27 protein-coding genes are annotated in these 24,929 nt (G+C 71.1%); 10 read left to right on the top strand and 17 right to left on the bottom strand.

Annotated features, from left to right (window positions below; all coding sequences use genetic code 11):
- Positions 1-206: 206 nt before the first annotated feature.
- Genes BJ971_RS24600 through BJ971_RS24590 form a run of 3 tightly spaced genes read right to left on the bottom strand, consistent with a single transcriptional unit; the run spans position 207 to position 2,158 of the window.
- Positions 207-815 carry a VOC family protein gene (locus tag BJ971_RS24600; RefSeq protein ID WP_184995571.1) on the bottom strand — a complete coding sequence of 203 codons (609 nt, stop codon included), beginning with the start codon at positions 813-815 and terminating at the stop codon, positions 207-209.
- On the bottom strand, positions 812-1,225 hold the full coding sequence (locus BJ971_RS24595) for a VOC family protein (RefSeq protein ID WP_184995570.1): 414 nt from the start codon (positions 1,223-1,225) through the stop codon (positions 812-814). The genes BJ971_RS24600 and BJ971_RS24595 overlap by 4 nt, the downstream gene beginning before the upstream one ends.
- Positions 1,226-1,279: 54 nt before the next feature.
- Positions 1,280-2,158: a carbohydrate kinase family protein gene (locus BJ971_RS24590; protein WP_184995569.1), complete on the bottom strand. Its 879-nt coding sequence runs from the start codon at positions 2,156-2,158 to the stop codon at positions 1,280-1,282.
- A gap of 295 nt (positions 2,159-2,453) precedes the next feature.
- On the opposite strand from BJ971_RS24590, the gene BJ971_RS24585 reads away from it, so the two are divergent.
- A complete protein-coding gene (locus BJ971_RS24585; RefSeq protein ID WP_184995568.1) occupies positions 2,454-2,891 on the top strand; it encodes a DUF6209 family protein in 438 nt (145 codons plus the stop codon).
- Positions 2,888-3,436 (top strand): hypothetical protein, encoded by a 549-nt coding sequence (locus BJ971_RS24580; protein ID WP_184995567.1) that lies wholly within the window; start codon positions 2,888-2,890, stop codon positions 3,434-3,436. The genes BJ971_RS24585 and BJ971_RS24580 overlap by 4 nt, the downstream gene beginning before the upstream one ends.
- A gap of 9 nt (positions 3,437-3,445) precedes the next feature.
- On the opposite strand, the gene BJ971_RS24575 is transcribed toward BJ971_RS24580, so the two are convergent.
- The 6 genes from BJ971_RS24575 to BJ971_RS24550 are packed head-to-tail and all read right to left on the bottom strand — an operon-like array spanning position 3,446 to position 9,429.
- Positions 3,446-4,135: a GNAT family N-acetyltransferase gene (locus tag BJ971_RS24575; RefSeq protein ID WP_184995566.1), complete on the bottom strand. Its 690-nt coding sequence runs from the start codon at positions 4,133-4,135 to the stop codon at positions 3,446-3,448.
- On the bottom strand, positions 4,132-5,496 hold the full coding sequence (locus BJ971_RS24570) for an NtaA/DmoA family FMN-dependent monooxygenase (RefSeq protein WP_184995565.1): 1,365 nt from the start codon (positions 5,494-5,496) through the stop codon (positions 4,132-4,134). Before BJ971_RS24570 ends, BJ971_RS24575 begins: the two co-directional genes overlap by 4 nt.
- Entirely contained in the window at positions 5,480-6,703 is a 1,224-nt protein-coding gene (locus tag BJ971_RS24565; protein ID WP_184995564.1) for an LLM class flavin-dependent oxidoreductase, read from the bottom strand. The genes BJ971_RS24570 and BJ971_RS24565 overlap by 17 nt, the downstream gene beginning before the upstream one ends.
- A 32-nt stretch (positions 6,704-6,735) precedes the next feature.
- Positions 6,736-7,695, bottom strand: coding sequence for an ABC transporter substrate-binding protein (locus BJ971_RS24560; protein WP_184995563.1), 960 nt, complete (start codon positions 7,693-7,695; stop codon positions 6,736-6,738).
- 19 nt (positions 7,696-7,714) lie between these two features.
- Positions 7,715-8,482 (bottom strand): amino acid ABC transporter ATP-binding protein, encoded by a 768-nt coding sequence (locus BJ971_RS24555; RefSeq protein ID WP_275411375.1) that lies wholly within the window; start codon positions 8,480-8,482, stop codon positions 7,715-7,717.
- Complete coding sequence (locus tag BJ971_RS24550; protein WP_203709297.1) at positions 8,479-9,429, bottom strand: amino acid ABC transporter permease; 951 nt, start codon at positions 9,427-9,429, stop codon at positions 8,479-8,481. Before BJ971_RS24550 ends, BJ971_RS24555 begins: the two co-directional genes overlap by 4 nt.
- 132 nt (positions 9,430-9,561) lie before the next feature.
- On the opposite strand from BJ971_RS24550, the gene BJ971_RS24545 reads away from it, so the two are divergent.
- Genes BJ971_RS24545 through BJ971_RS24525 form a run of 5 tightly spaced genes read left to right on the top strand, consistent with a single transcriptional unit; the run spans position 9,562 to position 13,464 of the window.
- The gene (locus tag BJ971_RS24545) at positions 9,562-10,419 is read left to right on the top strand and encodes an ABC transporter permease (protein ID WP_239087446.1); all 858 of its coding nucleotides are present in this window, start codon (positions 9,562-9,564) and stop codon (positions 10,417-10,419) included.
- A gap of 15 nt (positions 10,420-10,434) precedes the next feature.
- Complete coding sequence (locus BJ971_RS24540; protein ID WP_184995559.1) at positions 10,435-11,463, top strand: taurine ABC transporter substrate-binding protein; 1,029 nt, start codon at positions 10,435-10,437, stop codon at positions 11,461-11,463.
- The gene (locus BJ971_RS24535; RefSeq protein ID WP_184995558.1) at positions 11,450-12,250 is read left to right on the top strand and encodes an ABC transporter ATP-binding protein; all 801 of its coding nucleotides are present in this window, start codon (positions 11,450-11,452) and stop codon (positions 12,248-12,250) included. The genes BJ971_RS24540 and BJ971_RS24535 overlap by 14 nt, the downstream gene beginning before the upstream one ends.
- Before the next feature lie 39 nt (positions 12,251-12,289).
- Positions 12,290-12,988, top strand: a complete 699-nt coding sequence (locus tag BJ971_RS24530) for a DNA alkylation repair protein (RefSeq protein ID WP_184995557.1) — start codon at positions 12,290-12,292, stop codon at positions 12,986-12,988.
- A 50-nt stretch (positions 12,989-13,038) separates the two neighbouring features.
- Positions 13,039-13,464 (top strand): PPOX class F420-dependent oxidoreductase, encoded by a 426-nt coding sequence (locus BJ971_RS24525; RefSeq protein ID WP_203709298.1) that lies wholly within the window; start codon positions 13,039-13,041, stop codon positions 13,462-13,464.
- 17 nt (positions 13,465-13,481) lie between these two features.
- On the opposite strand, the gene BJ971_RS24520 is transcribed toward BJ971_RS24525, so the two are convergent.
- From BJ971_RS24520 to BJ971_RS24510, 3 genes are all read right to left on the bottom strand, one after another.
- The gene (locus BJ971_RS24520; RefSeq protein WP_184995556.1) at positions 13,482-13,679 is read right to left on the bottom strand and encodes a hypothetical protein; all 198 of its coding nucleotides are present in this window, start codon (positions 13,677-13,679) and stop codon (positions 13,482-13,484) included.
- A 78-nt stretch (positions 13,680-13,757) separates the two neighbouring features.
- Positions 13,758-14,276, bottom strand: coding sequence for a 2'-5' RNA ligase family protein (locus tag BJ971_RS24515; protein WP_184995555.1), 519 nt, complete (start codon positions 14,274-14,276; stop codon positions 13,758-13,760).
- A gap of 74 nt (positions 14,277-14,350) precedes the next feature.
- The gene (locus BJ971_RS24510; RefSeq protein ID WP_184995554.1) at positions 14,351-16,123 is read right to left on the bottom strand and encodes an alpha/beta hydrolase; all 1,773 of its coding nucleotides are present in this window, start codon (positions 16,121-16,123) and stop codon (positions 14,351-14,353) included.
- A gap of 182 nt (positions 16,124-16,305) precedes the next feature.
- Between BJ971_RS24510 and BJ971_RS24505 the strand changes: the two genes are divergently transcribed.
- Positions 16,306-16,764 carry a hypothetical protein gene (locus BJ971_RS24505; RefSeq protein WP_184995553.1) on the top strand — a complete coding sequence of 153 codons (459 nt, stop codon included), beginning with the start codon at positions 16,306-16,308 and terminating at the stop codon, positions 16,762-16,764.
- Between the two features lie 47 nt (positions 16,765-16,811).
- On the opposite strand, the gene BJ971_RS24500 is transcribed toward BJ971_RS24505, so the two are convergent.
- Entirely contained in the window at positions 16,812-18,056 is a 1,245-nt protein-coding gene (locus BJ971_RS24500) for a NucA/NucB deoxyribonuclease domain-containing protein (protein WP_184995552.1), read from the bottom strand.
- Between the two features lie 20 nt (positions 18,057-18,076).
- Positions 18,077-19,618, bottom strand: coding sequence for an RICIN domain-containing protein (locus BJ971_RS24495; protein ID WP_184995551.1), 1,542 nt, complete (start codon positions 19,616-19,618; stop codon positions 18,077-18,079).
- A 280-nt stretch (positions 19,619-19,898) separates the two neighbouring features.
- Between BJ971_RS24495 and BJ971_RS24490 the strand changes: the two genes are divergently transcribed.
- Positions 19,899-20,297, top strand: coding sequence for a spore germination protein GerW family protein (locus BJ971_RS24490; RefSeq protein WP_239087447.1), 399 nt, complete (start codon positions 19,899-19,901; stop codon positions 20,295-20,297).
- Positions 20,298-20,699: 402 nt separating this feature from the next.
- Positions 20,700-21,665: an Acg family FMN-binding oxidoreductase gene (locus tag BJ971_RS24485; protein WP_184995550.1), complete on the top strand. Its 966-nt coding sequence runs from the start codon at positions 20,700-20,702 to the stop codon at positions 21,663-21,665.
- An 869-nt stretch (positions 21,666-22,534) separates the two neighbouring features.
- Here BJ971_RS24485 and BJ971_RS24480 read toward each other — a convergent pair.
- The 3 genes from BJ971_RS24480 to BJ971_RS24470 all read right to left on the bottom strand — a co-directional run bounded on the left by BJ971_RS24480 (position 22,535) and on the right by BJ971_RS24470 (position 24,925).
- Positions 22,535-22,978, bottom strand: coding sequence for a hypothetical protein (locus BJ971_RS24480; RefSeq protein WP_184995549.1), 444 nt, complete (start codon positions 22,976-22,978; stop codon positions 22,535-22,537).
- Positions 22,975-23,556, bottom strand: a complete 582-nt coding sequence (locus tag BJ971_RS24475) for a hypothetical protein (RefSeq protein ID WP_184995548.1) — start codon at positions 23,554-23,556, stop codon at positions 22,975-22,977. Before BJ971_RS24475 ends, BJ971_RS24480 begins: the two co-directional genes overlap by 4 nt.
- Positions 23,557-24,229: 673 nt before the next feature.
- Positions 24,230-24,925 (bottom strand): 2-phosphosulfolactate phosphatase, encoded by a 696-nt coding sequence (locus tag BJ971_RS24470; RefSeq protein ID WP_184995547.1) that lies wholly within the window; start codon positions 24,923-24,925, stop codon positions 24,230-24,232.
- Positions 24,926-24,929 lie beyond the last annotated feature (4 nt).

Genomic DNA, 24,929 nt, shown 5'->3' with positions numbered 1-24,929 from the left:
CGACCCTGGTCATCTGACACCCGTCCAATCGCGTGCCGGGCGGCACTCGGTGCTTCGACGCAGAGCACCCCGAACACGTTCACGAAGATCAGGCCATCGCCGGGAGGCGACTCGCGACAAACCACGATCGGCAGCGCCGACGAGGAGGCTCCTGCCTCGTTGACGCGTAAGGGAAAAGGGGTTTGGTCTTTGATCCGCGGCGAATATCAGACGGCCTCCCAGACGAAGCCGTCCGGGTCGGTGAAGGGGCCGGCGGTAGCGCCGACGACGATGCGGTGCGAGCCGGTGCCCTCCGGTGCGACGCCGACGTTCTTGGCGGCGGCGCGGCGGCCGTAGAGTGCCAGGCTGATGGGGGAGCCGGCGGTGTCGAACTCGACGTACTTGCTGCCGAAGCTCTTCGTCACGGCAAGTCCCCGGTCGACGTAGAACTGCTTGCTCGCCTTCACGTCCGCGACTCCTAGCAGGAGCACGACGTCGTCGATCTCCCGGGTCTGCGGGCCGGTGTCCTTCTTCGAGGAGGTCGCGACGCTCCAGATCGTGCCGTCCGGTGCCTGCACGGCCGCGCCGTAGCCCCAGAGGCTCTTCTTCGGCGGCTTGAGCGTCGTGGCGCCGGCCTTGAGGGCGGTGCCGACGAGGCTGTCGACGGTGCTCGGCTGGGACACCACCAGGGAGAGGGTGAAGCCGCGGAAGCCGGTCGTCGGCGCCTGCGAGGCGCGGAAGTCCACCATCTTGCCTAGGCCGAAGGCCTCGCCGTAGAAGGCCTTGGCGGCCGCGGGGTCGGTGACCTCGAGGGACACGTACTCGATGGCGGTCACTTGGACACCTCCTGGATCCGCACCATGTTGCCGGCGGGGTCGCGGAAGGCGCAGTCGCGCACGCCGTACGGCTGCTCGGTCGGCTCCTGGATGACCTCGGCGTCGCCGGCCTGTAGCCGCTCGAACGTGCCGTCGAGGTCCTCGGTGGCCAGCAGCACGCTGCCGAAGGTGCCCTTGGCCATCATCTCCTGGATGGCGCGACGCTCGTCGTCGGTGAGGCCGGGGGTCGCCGCCGGCGGGTACAGGACGATGGAGGTGCCCGGCTGCCCCACGGGGCCGACCGTGATCCAGTGCATCCCGTTGTAGCCGACGTCGTTGCGTACCTCGAAGCCGAGCTTGTCGCGGTAGAAGGCCAGGGCGGCCTCGGGGTCGTCCTGTGGAAGGAAGCTCGAGAAGATCGTGATGTCCATGTCGACAACGCTAGGCGCGCCGCCCGGCACGCGCTTCTCGATTCCTGATCGGTCTCAGACCAGCGGCGTCCGGGTGCGCAGCAGTTCCGGGGTCAGCGTCGCCGCGGTGAGATCCAAGGTCCGCACAGCCATGGCGCCCGCCCGGGAGGCCTGGCGCAGGCACTCGGTGAGCGGCTCGCCGCCGAGGTACGCGGCGAGGAAGCCGGCGAAGAAGGCGTCGCCGGCGCCGTTGGTGTCGGCGACCTCGCCGGCCGGCGTGGCCGGCACCCGGATGATCCGCCCGTCGGAGTCGCAGGCGATCGCGCCCCGCGCGCCCAGCGTGCAGACGGCCAGCCGGCTGCCGGCGGCGACCCGTTCGCGCAGGAAGGCCTCGGGGTCGGCCAGGCGGTCCCCGCTGAGGAACAGGTAGTCGGCGGCGTCGCGGAACTCGCGGTGGAACTCGCTGGCACCGTCGTAGTCGTGCAGGTCGCACCAGACGGGCTTGCCGGCCTCCCGCGCCGCGCGCAGGAACGGGCGGGAGTGGTCGGCGAGGTCGGCGACGACCAGGTCGGCGGCGTCGATCAGGCCGGGCTCGACCGCGACGTCGTGCGCGGCCGCGGGCAGGGTCAGGTACACCGAGAGCCGCTGCCCCCGCGCGTCCATCAGGTTGACGTGCCGCTCGGAGCCGTTGGCGCTCGGGATGACCACCAGGTCGATACCGGGTGCGCGCAGCTCGGCGGTGATCCGCGCGCCGGTCTCGTCGTCGCCGACCAGGGTGATCAGGGTGACGGGCACGCCGAGCCGGGCCAGGTTGAGCGCCTTGCCGGCGGAGGTGCCGCCCAGGCTGTCGTAGTGCGACCGGGCGAACAGGGCGTGTGGCTCCGGGAGCGGCAGGTCCGCCACGTGGACGATGAGGTTCCAGGATGCTGGACCGGCGACGAGGACGCGAGGCATGGGCGCCATCATGCCCCAGGACGCACTCTGCAAGAAGTTTCAGTTACGACTTCGAGGCGTGTCGGTTTCCTGCGCTGCGGCCGGGCCGGCGCGCGCCGACAGCCGACCCGTGATCCCGCTCACTATGGCTGGTAGAAGCCCATCCACGTGACCTGCGCCGGAAGGTGTTCCGCCCGTCCACGGGCATTGACGGCAGTTGACGTGTCTTGCAAGAACTTGCAAGGGTTGGATGGCACCCCACGCCGCCGGTTCGGGCGTTTCCGAGCCGAACCACCTCTGATGCGGAGAGAACAGCATGCGCCCTACCACCATCCCGAGCCTGCTGGGCGTGATCGCCCTGGCGCTGATGCCCGCCGCGCCCGCGTCCGCCGCCACCACGCCCGTGATCCACTTCTCGTCGGACTGGAACACCACGGTCGAGGGCGTCGTCGCCGCGAACGCACCGGTGCTTGTGGAATACGACCCGGCGCGCCTGCCGAACTGCCGCGCGCAGTACGCCGGCGGCGACGCGTGGAGCATCGGCGTCGAGTTCCGGATCGACGGCGGCGCGGTGCAGCGCCGGCCGGTCACCCAGCTCGACGCCAACCGCAGGCAGGTCCCGGTGCCGGCGTCCCTGCCGCTCGGCGCGGACGCGCGCGAGCTGGAGCTGTGGTTCGTCTCCGGCGACCGGGCCGGCTGCCGGGAGTACGACTCGCGGTACGGGGCGAACTACCGGTTCGCGGTCGCGCAGTGACCATCCGCGCCCTGCTCACCGTGCTCCTCGGCGTCGCCGCAGGCCTCGGCGCGGTTGCCGCACCGGCGGTCGCCTCACCGCCGCCGCCGCGCCAGCTCGGCGCGCCCGACCTGGGCGGGTACTGCCGCTCGCTCGGCTACGCCGACGCCATCGCGCTGGGCCGCTCCGCGTACGACTGGCACTGCCGCGCCGGGGACCGGTACGGCGACCTGACCCTCGACGCCGCCTGCCGCTGGACGTACGGCACCCCGCAGGCCGTCGACCGCATCGCCGACTTCTGGCGCTCGGGCAGCGTCCAGTGCTGGCGGGTGCGCGACGACGTCATCGCGCCCGACCTCGACCGGTACTGCCGCACCACCGGTGCCGACGGCGCCGTGCTCGTCGGCGCCGACGCGTACAGCTGGCGCTGTGTCACCGGCGGGGACGAACCGGCGTACGTGAGCGTCGACATGCCCGCCGCGTGCCGGGAGAGCACCTACGGGTACGCCACCATCGACCGCTTCGTCGACTTCCTGGACCCGTACTCCTGGCAGTGCCGGGTCTGAGCGGGCCCGTCACGCGGGCGCCCGGAAGTGCGAGAACGTCGGGCGCCGGCGCAGGCGGAAGCCCAGCGACTCGTACAGGCGGATGGCCGCGGCGTTGTCGGCGGCGGTGTGCAGCATCGGGGTCTCGCCGCGCTCGCGGATGCCGGCGGCCACCGCCCTGACCAGGCGGGTCGCCAGGCCCCGCCCGCGGTGGGCGGGATCGGTGCAGACCGCGCTGATCTCGGTCCACCCGGGCGGGTGCAGCCGCTCGCCCGCCATCGCGATCAGCGCGCCGCCGCGCCGGATGCCGAGGTAGGTGCCGAGCTCGACGGTTCGCGGCAGGAACGGGCCCGGCTTGGTGCGCCCCACCAGGTCGAGCATCTCCGGCACGTCCGCCGCGGTCAGGGTCACCGCCTCCGGGTCGGGCTCGGCCCGCAACGCCACGTCGACCAGCTGGACGCCGCCGATCCGGCCCAGCGGCGTCCAGCCCGGCGGGGCGACGAGGTCGTCGCCGGTCAGCGTCAGCTCGGCGCCGGGACCGACAAGCTCGCGCAGGTCCGCCCAGGCGCCGGCGTCGGCCGGGTCGGACACGGCGTGGAACGGCGCCACCTCCGGGTCGTAGCGGGCGGCCCGCCCGACGACCTGCGCGAAGCGGGCGTGCGCGCCGCGCAGCGACGCCCACGCCGGGTTGTCGAGCACGGCCGTGCCGACGAGGGTCACCGTGCCGCCCCCGAGACGGCGGGCACCGACAGCCCGAGGTGTTCGCGCAGGGTCTCACCGGTGTACTCGGTGCGGAACACGCCCCGCTCCTGGAGCAGCGGCACGACGGTGTCGGCGAACTCGTCGAGCCCGTCCGGCGTGACGTGCGGTACGAGGATGAAGCCGTCGGCGGCGTCGCGCTGGACGAGGTCGTCGATGCGGTCGGCGACCGTGGCCGCCGTACCGATGAAGGTCTGTCGTCCGGACACCTCGATGATCAGATCGCGGATGGAGAGGTTGCCCGCCGTGGCGCGCTCGCGCCACTCGCGCGCGGTGGCAAGCGGATCGCGGTGCATCCGCACGCTGGCCCGGCCGCGCGCGATGTGTGCGTCGCCGAGGTCGGGGTCGACCTCGGGCAGCGGGCCGTCCGGGTCGTAGCCGCTGAGATCGCGGTTCCAGAGCTGTTCCAGCAGGCGCAGTGCGGTCTGGCCGCTGATCTGCTGCCGGCGGATGACCGCGGCCTTCTCCTGTGCGTCGGCGTCGGTGTCGCCGAGGGCGAACGTCGCGGCGGGCAGCACGAGCAACTGCTCAGGGGTACGCCCGTAGGCGGGAAGCCGCCGCTTGACGTCGGAGTAGAACGCCTGCCCCGCCTCAAGGGTGCCGTGCCGGCTGAAGATCGCGTCCGCGGTGCGGGCGGCGAACTCGCGGCCGCCGTCGGAGTCGCCGGCCTGGAGGATCACCGGCCGGCCCTGCGGGCCGCGGGGGACCGTGAACCGCCCGGCGATGTCGAAGTGCGCGTCGCGGTGGCTGAAGGAGCCGATGCGGGGGTCCTCGACGAACAGCCCCCGGTCGGGGTCGGCGGGGATCCGCGACTCGGGCCACGAGTCGAACAGCTCCGTCGCGGCCTGGAGGAACTGCGTGGCCCGGCTGTAGCGGTCCTGCTCGGCGAGGAACCCGCCGCGCCGGAAGTTCTCCCCGGTGAACGCGTCCCACGAGGTGACCACGTTCCAGGCGGCCCGGCCGCCGGAGAGGTGGTCGAGGCTGGCGAACTGCCGCGCCACCTCGTACGGCTCGTTGAACGTCGAGTTGATCGTGCCGGCCAGCCCGAGCCGGTCGGTGACCGCGGCGAGGGCGGCCAGCACGGTGAAGGTGTCCGGGCGCCCCACCACGTCGAGGTCGTAGATCCGCCCGGCCTGCTCGCGCAGCCGCAGGCCCTCGGCGAGGAAGAAGAAGTCGAACTTGGCCCGCTCGGCCGTCTGCGCGAGCCGCACGAAGGAGCCGAACTCGATGTGGCTGCCGGAGCGGGGGTCGCTCCACACGGTGGTGTTGTTGACGCCGGGGAAGTGCGCGGCGAGGTGGATCTGCTTACGGGGCTTGCTCATCGTCGCTCCCGGTGGCGTATCGGTTGGCGGGGCGGGGCAGGCCGAGCAGGCCCCGCAGCGTCGTCGCCTCGTACCCGCGGCGGAACGCGCCCCGCTCTTGCAGCTCGGGCACCAGGGCGCGGGTGATGGCCTCGAGGTCGTCCGGCAGGGTGCCCGGGCGCAGCCGGAAGCCGGTCAGCCCGGCGCCCCGCCACTCGACAAGCAGGTCGGCGAGCCCTTGCGGCGTACCGGTGAACACGGTGGCGTCGGACGCGAACGCGGCACCGGCGAGGTCGTCGAGCCGCGCCTTGCGGTCCCGGGCCGCGGCGGGGGTGTCGCCGAGGAAGACGACCAGGTCGGCGAAGACGTGCACGGTCTCGCCGGCGCGGCCGGCGACGGCCTGTTCCGCCCGGATCTCCCGCACGATCTCGGCGCCGTGCGCGGCGTCGGACGGCGTCACGTACACGATGTCGGCGCCGCGGGCACCCAGCCGGTACGCGATGCCGCCGTGCGCCAGCGCGCTCACCGGCGGCTGCCCCTGCGGCGGCCGCGGCGTGATCGACGGGCCCTTGACGCTGAACTTCGGGCCCTTGAAGTCGATGTAGTGCAGCTTGTCGCGGTCGATGAACCGGCCGGTTGCCGCGTCCCGGATCTCCGCGTCGTCCTCCCAGCTGTCCCAGAGGCGGCGGACCACCTCGATATGGTCCGCCGCCTCATCGAAGAGCTCGCCGAGCAGGTCCTGAACCTCGGGGGTGTCGAGGTCGTCGATCCGGAACGGCGGGATCGTCCGCCGTCCGAAGTGGGCCGCCTCGTCGGGCCGGCCGGACACCTGTGCCCGCCAGCCGGCCCGCCCGTTGCTGACGTAGTCCAGGGTGGCGATCGCCTTCGAGATGTGGAACGGCTCGGTGTGGGTGACCGTCGCCGTCGGTACCAGGCCGATGTGCCGGGTGAGCGGCGCGACCCGCGCGGCGACCAGCACCGCGTCGAGCCGGCCGCGTACCTGGTCGGTGCGGTCGTCGTGGCCGTCGCGCCGCGACGACTGCGGCCCGAGGGAGTCCTCGATGGTGACGAGGTCGAGCAGGCCGCGCTCCGCCTCCCGGACGAGGTCCACCCAGTAGCCGGGCCGGAACAGCTCGGCGGGGCGGGCGTGCGGCGCGCGCCAGGCGGCCGGGTGCCAGCCGGCGCCGTCGAGCGCGACGGCGAGGTGCAGCGGTACGGCTGCGGACATCGATCACTCCTTGTTCTGGCCGTCCCGGATGCCTACTTGTTGTCGATCGGCAGGCCGGGCGGGTTGACCTCGGCCTTCGTGACCGCCTCGTTGCGCAGGTTCCAGCGGTCGAGGATCTTTGCGTAGTCGCCGGACGAGATCAGCTGGTCCAGGGCGGCCGCGAGCGCCTTGATGAGGCCGTTGTCCTTCTTGGTGGTCAGCGCGATCTTGCCCTGGAGGTTGGCGCCGGCGCCGGAGTAGGTGCCGACGATCTTGGTCTGCCCGGCGACGGACACGTGGTACGCGGCGCTGGGGTTGGGGGTGAAGTAGGCGTCGATCTGGCCGGAGCCGAGCGCCAGGTAGACGGCCTGGTTGTTCTGGTAGTACTTGATGTCGATCGGCTTGAGGCCCTGCTTCTCGGCCTCCTTGCTCCACTCGACGAGGATCTTCTCCTGGTTGGTCCCGGAGCTGACGGCGACCTTCTTGCCGGCGACGTCCTTCGGCGCGGTGATCGTGAGGTCGGCGTCCTCGCGGACCTCCCAGGCGAGGTTGTCCAGCCGGTACGTCACGAAGTCGTACTTCTGCTTGCGCAGCTCGGTGACGGTGATGTTCGAGGCGCCGACGTTGTACTTGCCGCTGTCCAGGCCGACGAACAGGTTCTCCCAGGAGGTGTTCTGCAGGTCGGGCGCGAGGCCGAGCACGCCGGCGATCGCCACGCCGAGGTCGGGCTCGTTGCCGATCAGCGTCGTGTTGTCGGTGGCGGTGAACGCCAGCGGCGGGAAGCCGGACGCCGCGGCGCCGACGCCGATGGTGAGCTTTCCGGTGTCCCGGACGGCCTGCGGCACGAGGCTCGCGATCGCGTCCACCTTCGCCGGCACGATCCGCTTCTGGTCCGGGCTGGTGTTGAGGGCGGCGGATGAGGCGGCGACCGTCGTCGGCTTCTCCTCGGGGGCGGCGCAGGCCGCCAGGCCCGCGAGGAGGGCGGCGGCGGTCAGCGCGGCTCTGATGCGCATGGGGTCTTCTCCAGGGGTGTCAGCTGAGGACTTTGGACAGGAAGGCGCGGGTGCGGTCGTTTTCCGGGCTGTCGAGGAGCCGGCCGGGCGGGCCCTGCTCGACCACGAGGCCCTCGTCGAGGAAGACGATCGTGTCGGCGACCTCGCGGGCGAAGCCGATCTCGTGGGTGACGACGATCATCGTGGTGCCGGCGGTGGCCAGGTCGCGCATGACGTCGAGGACCTCGCCGACCAGCTCGGGGTCGAGAGCCGAGGTGGGCTCGTCGAAGAGCACCAGCTTCGGGCGCAGGGCCAGAGCCCGGGCGATGGCGACCCGCTGCTGCTGGCCGCCGGAGAGCTGCCGGGGGTACGCGTCGGCCTTGTCGCCCAGGCCGACCCGGTGCAGCAGGGCGAGCGCCTCGGTGTGCACCTGCGCCCTGGGGCGGCGCTGCGCGGAGATCGGCGCCTCGGCGACGTTGTCCAGCGCGGTCAGGTGCGGGAACAGGTTGAAGCTCTGGAAGACGAAGCCGATACCGGCCCGCTGGCGCAGCACGTGCCGCTCGCTCAGCTCGTGCAGCCGGTCGCCCGAGCGCCGGTATCCGATGATCTCCCCGTCGACGCTGACGTGGCCGCGCTCGGTCTTCTCCAGCCGGTTGATGCTGCGCAGCAGGGTCGACTTGCCGGAGCCGGACGGGCCGATGACGACGGTGACGCTGCCCGCCTCGACGGTCAGGTCGACACCGCGGAGCACCTCGTGCGTGCCGAAGCTCTTGTGCAGGCCCCGGACCTCCACCATGGGCCGGCTCATCGCGCGCCGCCCGCGCGGCGCAGGGCGAACAGCCGTTGCAGCGGAGTCGGCGGCAGGGTGCGCAGCGCGCCGCGGGCGTAGTGCCGCTCGACGTAGTACTGGAGCACCGACAGGGCGGCGGTGAGGATGACGTACCAGACTGTGGCGACCATGAGCAGCGGTACGACCCGGCCGTTGCGCCCGTAGACGACCTGCACCTGGTAGAAGAGCTCGCCGATGGCCAGGACGTAGACGACCGACGTGCTCTTGAGCAGGTTCACGAGTTCGTTCGCCGCGCTGGGCAGGATGGCGCGCATCGCCTGGGGCAGCAGGATGCGGCGGAACTGCCGGCCGCGGGGGATGCCCAGCGCGGCGGCGGCCTCGAGCTGCCCCTGGTCGACGGAGATGATGCCGGCGCGCACGATCTCGGCGGCGTACGCGGCCTCGTGCAGCGCGAGGCCGAGCAGCGCGGCACCCAGCGAGCTGACCAGGTGCAGCGTCTCGAAGCGGAAGAAGCCCGGCCCGAACGGCACGCCGACCTGGAGCGTCTCGTACAGGTAGCCGATGTTGGCCCAGAAGAGCAGCTGCACGATCAGCGGCACCGACCTGAAGACCCAGGTGTAGGTCCAGCTCACGGCCGCAAGGACCGGGTTCTTGGACAGCCGCATCGCGGCGAGCACGATGCCGCCGAGAAAGCCGAGGACCGCGCCGGCGAGCGTGAGTTCCAGCGTGACCAGCAGCGCCCGGACGATGGACTTCTCGAAGAAGTATCCGCCGAACGTGTACCAGTCCCAGCCGGGGTTGGTGGCCAGCCCGTGTGCGAACTGTGCGCAGAGGACGAGCACGATCAGCGCGAAGACCCACCGCCACGGATGACGTGCCGGCACCACCCGTAGCTCGGCGGGCGGCGCGGCCGGATCGTCCGGCGGGTCGGCGTTCTTGCGGTTGATCGATGACAGCAGGCTCACGGTTGCCTCCGCAATCACGGTTGGCGATGACCGTAGATCGCATCCATTCAGCCCACAAGTCCTATGGGCGTAATATGCTTTACACCGCACAACCCCTTGCCGTATCCCCATAGGCAAGGTAGGAAATACCCCGTGAGCACCTCTGTAGTCGAAAGGCCGGCCGCGCCCGCGACCGGCCCGGGCGCGACGCGTTCCGCGCGCTCGTCGGGCGGGCGCCGTCGCCGGATCGGGCTGCGGGTGCTGGCCCTCGTCGTGCTCTACCTGCTGTGGGAGCTGGCCGCCCGGGTCACCGAGAACCCGACGTTCATCCCCTCGCCGGGCGCGGTCTGGCACCAGCTGGTGCTGACCTCCACCACCCACGACGGCATCCGCGGCTACAGCGGCCACCTGCTCGCCGAGCACCTCGGCGTCAGCCTGCGCCGCATCGTCATCGGTTCCCTGATCGGGGTCGGCGGCGGCCTGCTCCTCGGAATCCTGATGGGCACCGTGCCCTGGATCCGGGTGGTCGTCGAGCCGGTGGTCACGTTCGTGCGCGCGCTTCCGCCGCTGGCGTACTTCAGCCTGTTCATCATCTGGTTCGGCATCGACGAGACCCCCAAGCTGTGGCTGCTGTCCATCGCGGCCCTCCCGCCCGTCGCCGTCGCCACCGCGTCGGCGGTCTACTCCGCGCCGACCGGGCTGGTCGAGGCCGCCCGCGCGCTCGGCGCCGGGCGGTGGCAGGTCGTGCGGGACGTGGTGCTGCCCAGCGCGCAGCCGGAGATCTTCACCGGCGTCCGGCTCGCGGTCGGCATCGCGTACTCCTCGGTGGTCGCGGCCGAGACCATCAACGGCGTACCCGGCATCGGCGGCATGGTCCGCGACGCACAGCGCTACTCACAGACCGACGTCGTCGTGCTCGGCCTCTTCGCCATCGGCCTCTCCGGCCTGCTCATCGACGCCCTGCTGCGGACCGCCGAGAACCGGCTGATCCCGTGGCGGGGCCGCGCCTAGATAAAGGAACCCCCCATGAAGATCACCCGCCTCCTCGCCGCCGCCCTGCTCGTCGCCGCGACCGCCGCCTGCGGCGACGGCGCCGCCAGTGGCAATGCCGATCCCCAGCAGAAGACCATCCGGCTCGCGTACCAGGCGTTCCCGAGCGGCGACCTCATCGTCAAGAACCAGGGGCTGCTCGAGAAGGCCCTGCCCGGCTACAAGATCACCTGGACCAAGTTCGACTCCGGCGCCAGCATCAACACCGCGTTCGTCGCCAAGAGCATCGACATCGCCGCGATCGGCTCCAGCCCGGTCGCCCGGGGCCTTTCCGCCCCGCTGAACATTCCGTACCAGGTGGCGTTCGTGCTCGACGTCGCCGGGGACAACGAGGCGCTGGTCGCCCGCAACGGCAGCGGGGTCACCTCGATCGAGGCGCTGCGCGGGAAGAAGGTCGCCACGCCGTTCGCCTCGACGGCGCACTACAGCCTGCTCGCCGCGCTCGACCGGGCCGGCATCAAGGAGTCCGAGCTGACCATCGTCGACCTGGAGCCGCAGGACATCCAGGCGGCCTGGACCCGCGGCGACGTCGACGCCGCCTACTCGTGGCTGCCGTCGCTTGACGAGCTCAAGAAGACCGGCAAGGTCCTGATCACCAGCCGCGAACTGGCCACGGCGGGCAAGCCGACGCTGGACCTCGGCGTGGTCTCCACCGCGTTCGCCACCGCGCACCCCGACGCCGTCGACGCGTGGCGCAAGGCCGAGGCGCAGGCCCTTGACCTGATCGCGAGCGACCCGGCGGCCGCCTCCGCGGCGGTCGGCGCGGAGCTCAACATCAGCGCCGACGACGCGAAGGCGCAGCTCGCGCAGGGCGTCTTCCTCAAGCCGGGCGACCTGTCGTCGGACGAGTGGCTCGGCACCGAGGCGAAGGTCGGCAAGCTCGCCCAGAATCTGCTCAACGCCGCCGAGTTCCTGAAGGCGCAGCAGAAGATCGACTCCGTGCCGGACCTGGCGAGCGTCGAGAAGGCCATCTACGTGAAGGGCCTGCCGGGTGTCCTCTCCTGACACCCGCGCCGCGGCGGAGGCCGCCATCGAGATCAGCCAGGTCGAGCACGTGTACGGCGCCGGCGCCGCGGCGGTCACCGCCGTGGGGCCCGTCGATCTCACCGTGGCCGCGGGGGAGTTCCTCGTCCTGGTCGGCGCGTCCGGCTGCGGCAAGAGCACCCTGCTCCGCCTCATCGCCGGGTTCGAGGAACCGACGTCCGGCAGCGTGCGCACCGCCGGGGCGGTGCCCCGCCCCGGCCACGGCGCCGGCCTGGTGTTCCAGCAGCCGCGGCTGTTCCCGTGGCTGACCGTCGGCGGCAACGTCGAGCTCGCGCTGCGCTACGCCGGGGTGCCCCGCCAGGAGCGGGTCGCCCGGGTGCCGGCTCTGCTGGCGAAGGTCGGGCTGGACGGCATCGCGCACCGGCGCACCTGGCAGATCTCCGGCGGCCAGCAGCAGCGGGTGGCCATCGCCCGCGCGCTGGCCGTCGACAACCCGCTGCTGCTGCTCGACGAGCCGTTCGCCGCGCTCGACGCGCTCACCCGCGAACGCCTTCAGGAGGATCTGCGCCGGGTCAGCGCCGCGACCGGCCGCACGTCGGTCTTCGTGACGCACAGCGTCGACGAGGCCGTCTTCCTCGGTAGCCGGGTCGTCGTTCTCAGCGCCCGCCCCGGCCGGGTCGTCCTCGACGTCGCCGTCGACCTGCCGCGGGCCGGGCTGCCCCCCGACGAGCTGCGCGGGCTGCCCGCGTACGCCGCGCTGCGCGCCACCATCGGCCACGCGGTCCGGGACGCGGCCGCCGTCGCGTGACGCTGGTGTTCGGGTACGCGGTCGAGCAGGATGGTAGCCGTGGCCGACGTTACCGCCTCCGCCTTCGTTGATCGCCTGCGCGCGGCCCCGCGCCGCGCCGATGGGTCCGAGCCCGGCCCGGACCACCTCGGTCTGGCCATGGGTACCGTCTTCAACCTGGCCAAGGAGTACCTCGACCTGCCCCTCGGCGAGGTCGAGGTCCTGCTGGACGAGTCCGTCTACGAGGCTCGCGTCGGCGCACTGTCGATCATGGACAAGAAGGCGCGCCGGAAGCGGACCGGCGAGGACGAGCGCCGCGGCCTCTACGAGCTGTACCTGCGCCGGATGGACCGCATCGACGACTGGGGGCTCGTCGACCTCGGCGCGCAGTACGTCATCGGCGGATACCTGCTGGACAAGCCGCGCGACGAGCTGTACCGGCTGGCCCGCTCGGAGAACGTGTGGGAGCGGCGCACCGCCATCTGGGCCACCATGTTGTTCGTGCGCCGAGGCGACCTCGACGACATGTACGCCATCTCCGAGCTGCTCGTCGACGACCCGGAGCACTTCGTGCAGACGGTCGTCGGCGGCATGCTGCGCACGGCCGGTGACCACGACGCCGGCCGGCTGCGCGCCTTCCTGGACCGGCACGCGGCGACGATGCCGCGCACGGCGCTGCGGTACTCGATCGAGCATCTCGGCAAACCGGAGCGCGATCACTACCTGTCGCTGGCCAGGGCCGGTACCCCGGGCCGGTGACGACCGGCCGGTCGCGCGCGGGGCGGGCTCCCGCGGGGCATGCTGGGTGGATGGCAGCGATGACCCGGCAGGAAGCACTCGATTTCATCTCCGTCGGCAGCCGCACGGGCAAGCTGGCCACGGCCTCGCCGACCGGTGAGCCGCACGTGGCGCCGATCTGGTTCGTGCTTGACGGCGACGACCTGGTGTTCAACACCGGCGCGCAGACCGTCAAGGGGCGCAACCTGCGGGCCGATCCGCGGGCGGCGCTCACCGTGGACGTGTCCGAGTTCCCCTACGACTTCGTCGTGGTCCGGGGCGTGGTCAGCCTCGAAACCCAGGCACCGGACCTGCTCGAATGGGCGACCAGGATCGCCGAGCGGTACGTGCCGGCCCGGCTCGCGACCGACTACGGCAAGCGGAACGCCGTCGACGGCGAGATGCTGTGCCGGCTGCGCATCGACCGCATCAGCGGCGCCAGCGACATCGCCCTGTGACGGGGTGTGACCAGCACTTACAGGTACAGGTCGATCCCGGTGCCGTCGGACAACCGGGCGGCCGCGATCGCGGGCATGCGCAGGCCCATCAGCGCCTGCAACAGGTCCGCCTGGGCGTTGACCTCACCCTGCCGCGCCTCCGGCGACGGCGTGCCCGCCCCGGTCGCCGCCCGGAACGCGAACATCGCGCCCGCACCTACGGAACTGACCGACATGGTCCGCCTCCTCGCGATCGAATCTGACCGCAACCATCGGCCGCCGTGCCGCCGACGTGAGACGAATGCGGCCCGGATCTAAGCCGTGAGGGTGTGCGCGATGTCGTTCGCGTGATCCGTCACGGACGCCGCGGTCACCGTCGCCCGCACCGGCAGGACCTCCAGGCAGCGGCGCAGCGCCGTGGCGAGCAGCGGGTTGGGCACCCGCATCGAGACCGTGCAGTGCGGCACCCACCGGCCCGGCCGGTAGTGGTCCCAGACCTCGATCCCGGCCGCCGCCAGGCGTTCGTGCACCGCCCGGTGCACCTCGAGCAGCGCGGCCGTCGGGGTGACACCCAGCCACAGCACGCGGCCCACGAACTGGCCGACGAAATCGAGGTCCAGGGTCAGCCCGACGCCGAGGTCGAGGTCCGCGAGCGCGGCCGCGACCGGCTCCGGCTCCAGCCGGGCCGCCGCGACCAGTGACAGGTGCGGGCGGTGCCGCTCGGCCAGCAGCGAGGCCAGGGTCGGGATGCCCTCGGCCTCCAGCGCGTGCCACAGCGTTCGGAGCCGCCGCGTCGCGTGGACGTCGAGATAGAGTTCGAGAGCCGCGACCACGAGGACACCGTAGCGTCAGGGTGACCCGGGCACGGCGAGCGCGTGCCCGGGTCACGATCTATTTCCGGTACGGGTTAACGGGTGCCGTTGAGCGTGGACGCCGGAATCTGGTCCGCGACCGGCGGGAGCTGCTTCGACTCGTCGGCCCGCATTGTCGACCTCTTCTCGTCCTCGTCCGGCTCGAGCGGCTCGGTGAACGGCTGGACGTCACCCTGGCAGACCTTGCCCTTGGCCGGGAGCGTGCCGCGGAGCAGGTAGTCGTCGATCGCCTTGGTGGCGCACGCCCCGGTGCCGTACGCGGTGTGCCCGAAGTTCGTGCTGGACAGCAGCCGGCTGTTCGGCAGCAGCTTGGCCGAGGAGACCGCCTCCACGTAGTTGGTCGCCGGGTCCCAGTAGCTGCCCACCACGAGCACCGGCGCCGCGGTGCGACGGGTGAACGGGCCCGTGTAGGCGTCCTCGTCGCGCACGGTCCAGGAGTTGCGGGCGCACTGCACGCTGCCCCAGGCCCAGGCGCGGCCGAAGTACTTCGCCCGCTTGTCCGCCTTGACGGTCGCCGCCGGCCAGGAGTTCGCGTCCTTCGGGTGCAGCCCGTCGGTGCACATGACGCCGCTGAACGCCTCGAAGCCGTTGTCGTACGGGAAGTCGCGGGCGGGCCGGGTGGCCCGGGCGTCCTTGATCCGCTTGATCATCGCGGCCTTCGCGGTCGCCTTGGCGGTGCCGCTCGCGAACAGCAGCTGCCACAGCTCGGCCGAGATCTGGGTGACCGAATCGCCCGCGTACATGCCGTAGAGCGCGCCGAGGACGCCGCCGACGAAGTCCGCGTAGGTGACCGTGTAGGTGCCCCACTCGTCGGTGATCACGAGCGGCTTCTTGCGCAGCTTCGCGGCGATGGCCTCGAAGTTCTTGACCGGGTCGCCGTCGGAGAAGGCGCAGTACACCGGGCCGGCCTTGTCGCAGCGCGTGAGGATCTCCTTGAGCGCCTTGTACGCGCCGTCCGCGGAGCGCATCCGCTCGTCCTGGATCTGGTTCTGGGTCTTCTTCGTGCCGGTCCACGACACCGGGTCGATGACGCCGTCGACGACGACCGCGCGTACCCGGTCCGGGAACATGTTGGCGTAGTACTGGCCGATCGCGGTGCCGTAGCTGAAGCCCAGGTAGCTGAGCTTCTTGTCACCGACGGCGCGGCGCAGCACGTCCATGTCCCGGACGACCTCGGCGGTCGACATCGCGCCGGCGATCTTCTTGCCGGTGGTCGAGCAGCCCTTGGCCACGGCCTTCGCGGACTTGATGTAGGCCTTCTCCTCGCCCTTGCCGTACGGGAAGGCGACGTTGAGGCCCTTGTACGCCAGGGTCTGGTCCCGGGTGGACTTGAAGCACTTGATGTTGTCGCTGTTGGCGATGCCGCGCGGGTCGACGCCGACGATGTCGAAGCGGTCGAGCAGCGTGTCGCTCAGGAACGAGGGTGCGGCCAGCGCGATGTCGACGCCGGAGCCGCCGGGGCCGCCCGGGTTCAGGAACAGGCTGCCGATCTTGCGCTTCTGGTCGCGGGCCTTGATCCGCAGGACGGCGATCTCGGTGGTCGCGCCCTTCGGCTTGTCGTAGTCGAGCGGCAGGCGGACGGTCGCGCATTCCGCGGTTCCGTAGCACTTGTACCAGCCGAGCTTGGGCGTCTTGACGCTGTCGACGCGCTTGCGTTCCTTGGCGCTGGTCTTGTCGGGTTTGGCCCGCACGACGAACGATGCGGTGGCTTCTTGGGGCGGCGTGGCCGCCACGGGCGCGACGGCACCGGCGGCGAGAATCACGCCGGCGATTCCCGCGCTCGCCAGACGGCTGGGGGTGAATGGCATGCAAGCTGCCTTTCGAAAGGGGTGTGCTTCAGTCGGGTGGATCGTAGGAAGTCGATGCCACTCCCGATCGTTGTGATATCAGTGGGTGAGTCGGACTTCGGCACTCCAGTTAGGACGCACGGCCAGTGATGAATGCAGGTCCGGCCCCGATTCGGCGCACGACGGTCAGCTGCAACTACCGCATGTTCGGGATGCACGATCCGTCCTGTGAGGAATCCGACAACTTCGCGACGGCGGTGTCGGCGGCGAGCCGCGAGGTGGTCGGCTGGGCGCCCAATGCGGTCATGGTCGAGGTGGTCTGCGACCTGGTCCGCATCGGCGTGCAGGTCGAGGTGCTCGCCGGGGAGCCGGCCGCGGACGAGTCCGCCGACCTGCTGCGCGACGGCCGGCTCGAGGTGCCCGGCGGCCTGCTCAGCGTCCCGCAGTCGGCGGACGAGGCGTTCCAGCGCGGCGTCGACCTGCCGGACGGCCCCGGCACGTACGGGGTACGGGTGCTCGGTTACGGCCGGGCCCGGGCCCGGCGGCTACGGGACGAGGGCGTCGGCCCCGCCATCGTGGGTGCACTGGCCGGGATCGAGCATTATCGAATCTGTCTTTGGCGGGTGTTGTCCGAGCCCCGCTGGGAGGACGACGAGGATTGACGGCGACGCGCCGGCACGGTGTCCGGCGCGTCGCATTTTCGCCCGGGCTACCGCAGAACGGTGACGTAGAACTTGTCGCCGTCCAGCACGCGCAGCGCCCGATAGAAATTCACCTCGAGGAGCGTGTTGCCGACATACTGGTTGTCGGTCTTGTCGATGAGGCGCACGGAGTACCGCTCGCCCCAGTTGTAGGTCTCGGGGCCCGTCCTGGAACCCTCGTAGGTCGACGCGAACGGAAACTCGTCGCAGTTGTCGAGATCGCTGTTCCAGCTGCCGAAGACCGCGGCACACATGGCCTCGGACTTGCGCCGGTTGCCCTCCTTGGCGGTGTCGTTGTACATGCGGGTCAGCGGCTCGGTCTTACCCGGCACGGACTTGCCGAGCCAACTGGGGAACGTCAGCTGCGGCCGGTCGTATGCGTGCAGGATGTGCAGGGCGCTCTCGTCCTGATTGGACTGCTTGAGGTCGACCTCCAGCACGAGCCGGTACAGCGGGAAGACCGCGCCGCGGGCACGCCCGACGTAGCTCGCGGAGTCGTAGCGGATCGGCGACTTCGCGACATCGACCCCGCCCGGCGCGCCCCACACCCATTCCGGCTGGGTGGGCGTCGCGAAGTCCAGGCTGAGCGTCATCGTCGAGTCGACGAGCTGGACGCCGGCACCGGACACCTCCGGCGAGGTGAACGTGAACGCGGCGGTGTTCACCGCCTGCCATCCCGGAACCGTTGAGATCCGGCTGGTGCTGGGGCAGCTCATGGCGGTGTTACAGCCGGCGAAGGCTACGCCGAGGGTTGCCGCCGCCCAGTTCACACCGGCGCCGGAGTAGTCGACGTCGTCGATGTAGACCAGGTAGTCGAACTGGCGGGCGCCGTTGTTGCCGTACCCGATGACGGTGAAGTCCACGGAGAAGTTCGCGACGATCTGCCCGGTGGTGACGTCGCGGCCGGGCGCGCTGAACTCGCCCCAGGCACACCAGCTGTACCGGTTCTTGTACCAGCCGCTGAGGTCACCCGGCTGGGTCTGCGCGTCCGGCTCGTCGCGGCACTCCTCCTTGGTCGGCGGTGGCGGCGGATCCTCGGGTGCCAGTTGCGGCAGGACGGGCAGCGTCGCGGCGGTGCCGGGACCCGGTAACGGCGCGATCGGGAGCCGGCCCGGCTCGGCCGGCTTCGCGAAACGCCGGCCCTGCTCGACGAAGGCGTGGTCCGAGGCGCCCGGCGGCGAGGCCTTCACCGAGGCCGCCGGGATCGCGGCGACGGCGAGCGCGGCCGCCAGCGAAAGCACCTTGATGAACATCCGTGTTCTCCTCTGCGTGGTCACGATGCCTCCCGGCAGCCGGCGCCGAGACAGGCGGAGATCAGGCGACCGGACGCCGCGTCGAACACCGCCACGTAGCCGTCGTAGAACTTGTCGTGTGATGCCGCCATGGACCGCACCCGCGCCGCCGACGTCACCACGTGCCGGGCACTCCTGGTGGTCACGGTGGCGGGTTCCGTGCCGACGACGTCGATCGCCCGGGCGACGGCCGCGCGGGCCTGCCCGGCGGTCATCGGCTTCGCCATCCCGGCCGTCTGTAGGACGGTGGCGGTGGCCGGCTTTCCGACCGTGAAGGCGTCCAACTGCACGGGATCGGTGGCGGTGGTGCTGTAGGAGGCGCTGAAGCAGTTCGGCGGCATGTTCACCGTGTCGTAGATCCAGTCCTCGTAGCGCGGCGGCGTCTCACAGGTCTTCGGCTCGCCCGTGCCGGTCTCACCCAGGTACGGCCGCCGCCACACCCCGTTGCCGTCCATCAGCTGCATCCGCAGCTCGAACGGCGTCGCGGTCGTCGTCACCTGCGGGTACCGCACGGCCATCCCGCTGCGCGAGACGCGGGTGCTGCCGCCGGCCTGCAACGCCGTGGTCGCCACCGTGTTGTAGTCGTAGAGCAGATCCCACTGCCCGGCGTCGCCCTTGCCGAGCAGCATGTATGTGTGGCTCCGCCCGTCGGCGACGTTCGAGCGGGGCGCCTGGCTGGTCGTCAGGGCGTGATACTGCTCGGTGGTCGAGTTCCACTCGAGCCAGTACGCCCCGTACGAGACGGTGCCGGTCTTCTCGATGCTGCGCTCGGCCCGGCTGCCGAACTCGACGCCCGTCGCGCCCTGGCCGTAGTCCGGCTTGAGTGGCCGCACCTGCGTGTACGTGTTCGTGGTGTTGGTGAGGATGAACAGCTCGGGGTCGAGCCAGTTCATGTTCACCGGATACTGCCGCCAGTTCGCGGTCACGCCGATCATCCGCTCGGCGCCTTGCGTGGCGCACACCTCGGTTATCGTCCAGTCCCGGCTGCGGACCGTGCAGTCCGAAGGCGCCGTGCGCAGCCGCCACCGCTGCGAGGCGATGCCCGAGCAGGCCGCGGTCTGTAGCAGCGCGCCGCTGGCCGTGCTGGACCCGACCACCTGAAGGCACTGGGAGTTGGCCCCGTTCACCAGCGTCCATCCGCCGTAGGGGTCGCTCAACGGCGCCCGCCACCGCTGGCTCGTCGCGGTTCCGCACGCGGAGATCACCACGGCGTTCGCGGAGTTCTTGTCGAGGCACAGCCCGCTGGCGACGTTCTTGATCCGCCAGGTGATGCCCGCCGTCGTGCTGGAGGCCACCCGTTCCCACTGCCACCGCTGGTTGTTCACCGTCGCACCGGCCACACCGACCCGGTACGGCGTCATCCGCACCCGCGACGCCGCCGCCGTCCCGACGATCTCCCAGACCCGGGCGTCGGTGGTGGCCCCACCGCCCGTCGCCCTCGGCGCCGACGTCGCGGCCAGCGCCGGCTGCCCGACGGCGAGGATCCCGCCCGCCGCCAGCACGGCGACCGCGAGTCGCGCCACCGCCCGCCTGCCGCGGCTACGTGTTCGAAGACGTGTTTGCACGATGCCCGTACCTCCCCCGTAGGAATGCGCCGGCATGCCACGGGACCGGGCCGGCCCGCAGCGAATCACATCGATCGGCGCCCATTCGTCTCCCGGATTCAAACCCCGCGAAGTCGCCGGCGCAAACGAAATTTCATCCGTCCAGTTTGGAGCCTCACGGCTTCGCCTGACCTGGGCCGCCGCCGTCGGTACGGTGAGGATGCGGACGGGAACACCCACGTCGAGGAAGGGATCCGTCATGACGGTCAACCCGGCACAGGACGCACGGCTGATGGAAACCCTCCAGGAGGCGATGGACTCCGCCACGGTCGCCCGGGTGTTCGGCGCCCCGATCGTGCACGAAGGGGTACTGCTCCTGCCGGTGGCCAAGGTCGGCGGCGGCGCCGGCGGCGGAAGCGGCAGCGGTCAGGAGGGCACGGGCCGGGAAGGGCGCGGCATGGGCGGCGGTTTCGGCACGGCCGCCAAGCCCCTCGGCGTATTCGTCCTCAAGAACGGCGAGATCACCTGGCGCCCGGTCGTCGACGTCAACCGCATCCTCCTAGCCGGCCAGGTCGTCGCCGTGGCAGCCCTACTCGCAGGCCGCGCCCTCCTCAGGACGCGCCGACGCCGCGCCACCCGAGTGCCAACCACCGGGTAACGCCGGGACCTTCGGCCTTGCCCGCGCCGGCGGTCGGTGTGATGCCGGGGCTTTGGGCTTTGGGCTTTGGGCTTTGGGCCTTGGGCCTTGCCCGCGCTGGCGGTCGGTGTGATTCCGGGGCCTTCGGCTTTGCGCGCGCTGGCGGTCGGTGTGATTCCGGGGCCTTCGGTCTTGCGCGCGCTGGCGGTCGGTGTGATGCCGGGGCCTTCGGTCTTGCGCACGTCGGCGGCTGGCGTGATTCCGGGGCCTTCGGTCTTGCGCGCGCTGGCGGTCGGCGTGATGCCGGGACCTTCGGCCCTGCACATGCCGGCGGCCGGCGGGCAGGGTGAGGGGAGGCGGGTCAGCCCGGGAAGCCGGCGCCGCCTTCGCCGGTTCCGCGTGATCAGCGGGAGGGAGACCACAATGACGTCATATTCCGAGGCCGACCTGCTGCGCGCGGCCGGGGCCGGTATCCGTGCGCCGTCCCTGCTCAACACCCAGCCGTGGCTGTTCCGCCTGCGCGCCGGCGCGATCGAGGTGCTCGCGGACCCGGCCCGCCGGCTCCCGGTCGCCGACCGGGCCGGCTGGGCGGTACGGCTCGCCTGCGGCGCGGCGCTCTACAACGCCCGGCTGGCCCTGGCCGCCGCGGGCACACCGGCGGCGGTCGAGCTGCGCCCGGACCGATCCGAGCCGGACCTCATCGCCCGCCTCACCCCCGGCCGGGCCCGAGAGGCGACCTACGCGGAGGTGGACCTGTTCGCGGCCATACCGCGCCGCTTCAGCAACCGCGCGCCGTTCTGGCCGGATCCGGTACCCGCCGAGACCCGGCTGCGACTGATCGACGCGGCCCGCTCCGAGGGCGCCTGGCTCGACCTGCTGGTCGGGATGACGGCGCTCAGCGGCTTCGCGGAGATCGCCAGCAGCGCGGACCGGGTACTGCGCCGCGACGTCCGCTACCAGTCGGAGATGGCCGGCTGGACCCACGCCGACGCGGCGCCGGACGGCGTCCCGGTCACCGCGGGCGCCCCCGCCGCCGAGCCGCAGGACCTGCTGCCGCAGCGCGCGTTCTCCGACCACCGGCGCGGCCCCGGCCGCGACTACGAGCCCGAGCCCCTCATCGGCATCCTCGGCGTCATCGGCGACCTCCCGGTCGACCAGATCGTCGCGGGCCAGGCGCTGCAAAAGGTGCTGCTGACCGCGACCGACGCGGGCCTTGCGACGTCGATGCTGTCCCAGCCGATCGAGGTCCCGGCGGCCCGGGACCAGCTACGGCGCGCCCTCGGCCGCTCGGGCGTACCGCAACTCGCCCTGCGCTTCGGCTACGGCCACCCGGGCCGCCCGACCCCCCGCCGCGACGTCTCCGAGGTCCTGCTCACCGCCGAGCCCTGACCGGACTGTCACTGGCGTGAAGAAAGCCCGCCGGCGTGGCGCTTCTGGCAACCCGTGGCGACACACCGTTCGGCGGGCCGTACCGACTCGCCGCGCCGTGTCCACCACCCGAGGCTTTCACCCCGGTACCGGTGGGCTTCTGCTTCCATCATCACGCGCCGCCTCCAGCCCGGACAGAGCCATTGGTCCCGACCCGCCACCAGAACACGAGCCGATGCGACACGCAGCCACCACCGGCGCCTGACCTGCTCCAGGAACCGGCCACGGAGTTCGGCACTCCGACCAGGGCCGGCGCCGTCGCGTCCGAGGAGCCCTCGCCCGCGGATCGTCGTCCACAGGTAGCAGCGGACAACCGATCTCGATCACGGTGACCGCGCGCCTCCGAACACCTCGCTCCCACCCGCTCCCGCGCCAGTGGGCCGCAGATCGACGACCATCCAAATAGGGGTGCACCATGAGCCAAATCGCCGACTATTCTCGCGCCTCGTTCCCCTCGGCCTCGCGGCATCCTGCATTCTCAAGCTTCAAGGTGGCCCACGACGGATACTCGCCGACTTTCACGTGATGTTGCGCTCCGACGCGGCAGTGGTTTGCCGAGTCGGCAACAAAGATTGCAAAACTCGAAATGATCTCGATCGGTTGCGGAATGCCGAAGCGTGCGATTCTCGCTCGCGGCGAGTGTGATCGTCTGGGCCGTATGTCAACAGCTCAGGCCGCCTGCTCTGATGGAAGTGGCCACCGGATGGTCTGGCCGCATCGTGCGAAACGGCGACCATGTGAGGGGTCTGTTTCGAGCTCTATTGTGGTGTTAGTTTGGTCACGCGATCAATTTCTTGCCAGGGTGTTCATCGTCGATAAGTTGGCATGATCTAAAACGGATCGGAAAGGACAAGCGTCAGCCGGTCCGGGATAATAATTCCATGCGGCAGCTTCAATTCTTCACCACCAGCGAATTGGCCGCCATGCGCGACCGCACCGCATCCCGCAACTACTCTCCCGAGCGCGACGAGTTCCGCCGCCACCACGAGCGACACCGCGCATGGGGCCTCACTCAACGCCACGCCCGGCGCCTGCGCCAGCTGCGCAACCGAGACGACGGGCGCCCCACCGCATTCCCGGCCGAACGACGCCCAGCAGTCCCGCAACCGCGCCGCCCAGCCAAACCAGTCCACATCAAACCGACCCGACACCCGGCACCGGGCCGCACCACCTCGACCCCCCACGATCCGCCTCGCCACCTCGAAAGGCAGGACAGCAACCAGACCGAGCCCCCAGGCAAGACCGAATCCCGTCAGCCGCACCGGCTCAGTCAAACCACCCACCGGGCGAACCGACCCGGCGAACCGACCACGGCGCATCCGCGGAACGAGTCCGCTAGCCCGGCGGAGCCGACGAGGGCGCGCTCGCCGAAGGGGATCGCCTGCGAGTCGGAACCTACCCGGGCCCGTTTGCCGAGCAAGGCTTCTTGTCGGCTGAGACCGGCCCGGACATGCTCGCCTGGCGGGATCCCTGGCGAGGTGGAACCTACCCAGACGCATTCGTCGGACGAGGCTGCCTGCCAGGCGAAACCAGCCCAGACATGCTTGCCGGACGTGGCTGCCTGCCAGGCGAAACCAGCCCTGACATGCTTGCCGGGCGTGGCTGCCTGCCAGGCGAAACCAGCCCTGACATGCTTGCCGGGCGTGGCTGCCTGCCAGGCGAAACCAGCCCTGACATGCTTGCCGGGCGTGGCTGCCTGCCAGGCGAAACCAGCCCTGACATGCTTGCCGGGCGTGGCTGCCTGCCAGGCGAAACCAGCCCTGACATGCTTGCCGGGCGTGGCTGCCTGCCAGGCGAAACCAGCCCTGACATGCTTGCCGGACGTGGCCGGCGGCCCGGCGAAACCGGCCAAGGCGCATCTGCGGAACGGACCCGCGGACCAGGCGAAGCCCACCCAGAGGCGTCCGGCGGAATGGACTGCTGGTCAGGTGGGATCTACCCGCACGCATCCGCCGAGCGAGTCCGCCCGCCGCGCGAAATCGACCAGCGTGTGCTCGTCGGAAGGGGCCACGGACGGGGTGGAATCTGCACCGGCGCATCCGCCGGGCGAGACTGCACGCCACCCGAAGCCCGCTCAGATGCGCTACCCGGAAGGGACTCCGGGCCGGGCGGAACCTGCGCTGGCGCATCCGTCGACCGAAGCCGCCTGCCAGGCGAAACCGGCCGACGCGCGCGCCGGGCGGGGCCGCTGGGCGGGTGGGGTCCGCCCGGACGTGCCCGTCAGAGGAAGTCGATCGCCAGGTGAGACTCGCTGACAGACGCTGAGCGCGACTTCTGCGCCTGCTGGATCGGCCACGTCGGGCCGGTAATCGCAGCCGAACCTGTGAGTGGCATGTCTTCGCGGTGGAGGTCCTGGGAGCGAAGCCTGACGGGCCGGAGGCCGCGCGAATCCCGAGGGAATGCGCAGACGGGCGATATCGCGCCACCGCAAGGCGCACCGAACCGAATCGGCGACCGGCACCGGTCACACCCACTCCCGCTCCGCGAGGTGGCCGATCCGTTCCTACTCGCAGAACCGGTGGACGTCAGTCTGCCGCGTCGATCACACGCGGACGCAGGACCACGTGCGGGTCTTCGAGGGTCACCACCATGGCGAAGGGGAACCGGTCGACCTCCAGGCAGAGCGCTACGTCATCGGCATGCAGGCCTGGAACGCCACGCCGCACTCCGGCCGTCAGCTCGGCGGCGGCACTGGAGCCGGCAGCACGATCGAGGAACCCGGCCGCATCGACTTTCGCCCCGGCGGCTCGGCGCGCGATGTATTGAGCGCACGACAGGTCCTCGTCGGCCCGGCCGTGGTCGCCGGTGACGACGAACGTGACATCGTCACCTTCGTGCTCCCGCAGGAGCTGGGCCGTTGCCTCCGCCACCACGAAGCTGGCGCATACCAGCAACGACGCACCCTTGGCCGCGTGGACGCCGACCGTTCCGTTGGTCGTCTTCTGCACCACCGTCCGCCCTGAAAGATCCATGGATCTCAGCAGACCTGGCGAGTTGACCAGGTCGAACCCGGGTGCCGGTGGACCGTCCTTGAGCGTGACCCACTCCGGATGGCGCGCCTTGAGCGTCAGCGCCTCCTCCAGCGACCCGGCAAGAACGACCTTCTCCGCACCCTGAGCAAAGGCCCAGGCGGTCACCGTGAAGGCGCGCATGACGTCGATCACGACAGCGACCGACGGAACCTCAGCCATCTCGGCGATACCAACAAAACGAGTGCCCACCCGA

It is taken from the genome of Amorphoplanes digitatis (assembly GCF_014205335.1).
GTDB classification, from domain to species: domain Bacteria; phylum Actinomycetota; class Actinomycetes; order Mycobacteriales; family Micromonosporaceae; genus Actinoplanes; species Actinoplanes digitatus.
Note: the sequence above shows the minus strand (reverse complement) of the source record. Positions and strands in the feature narration are given on the sequence as shown.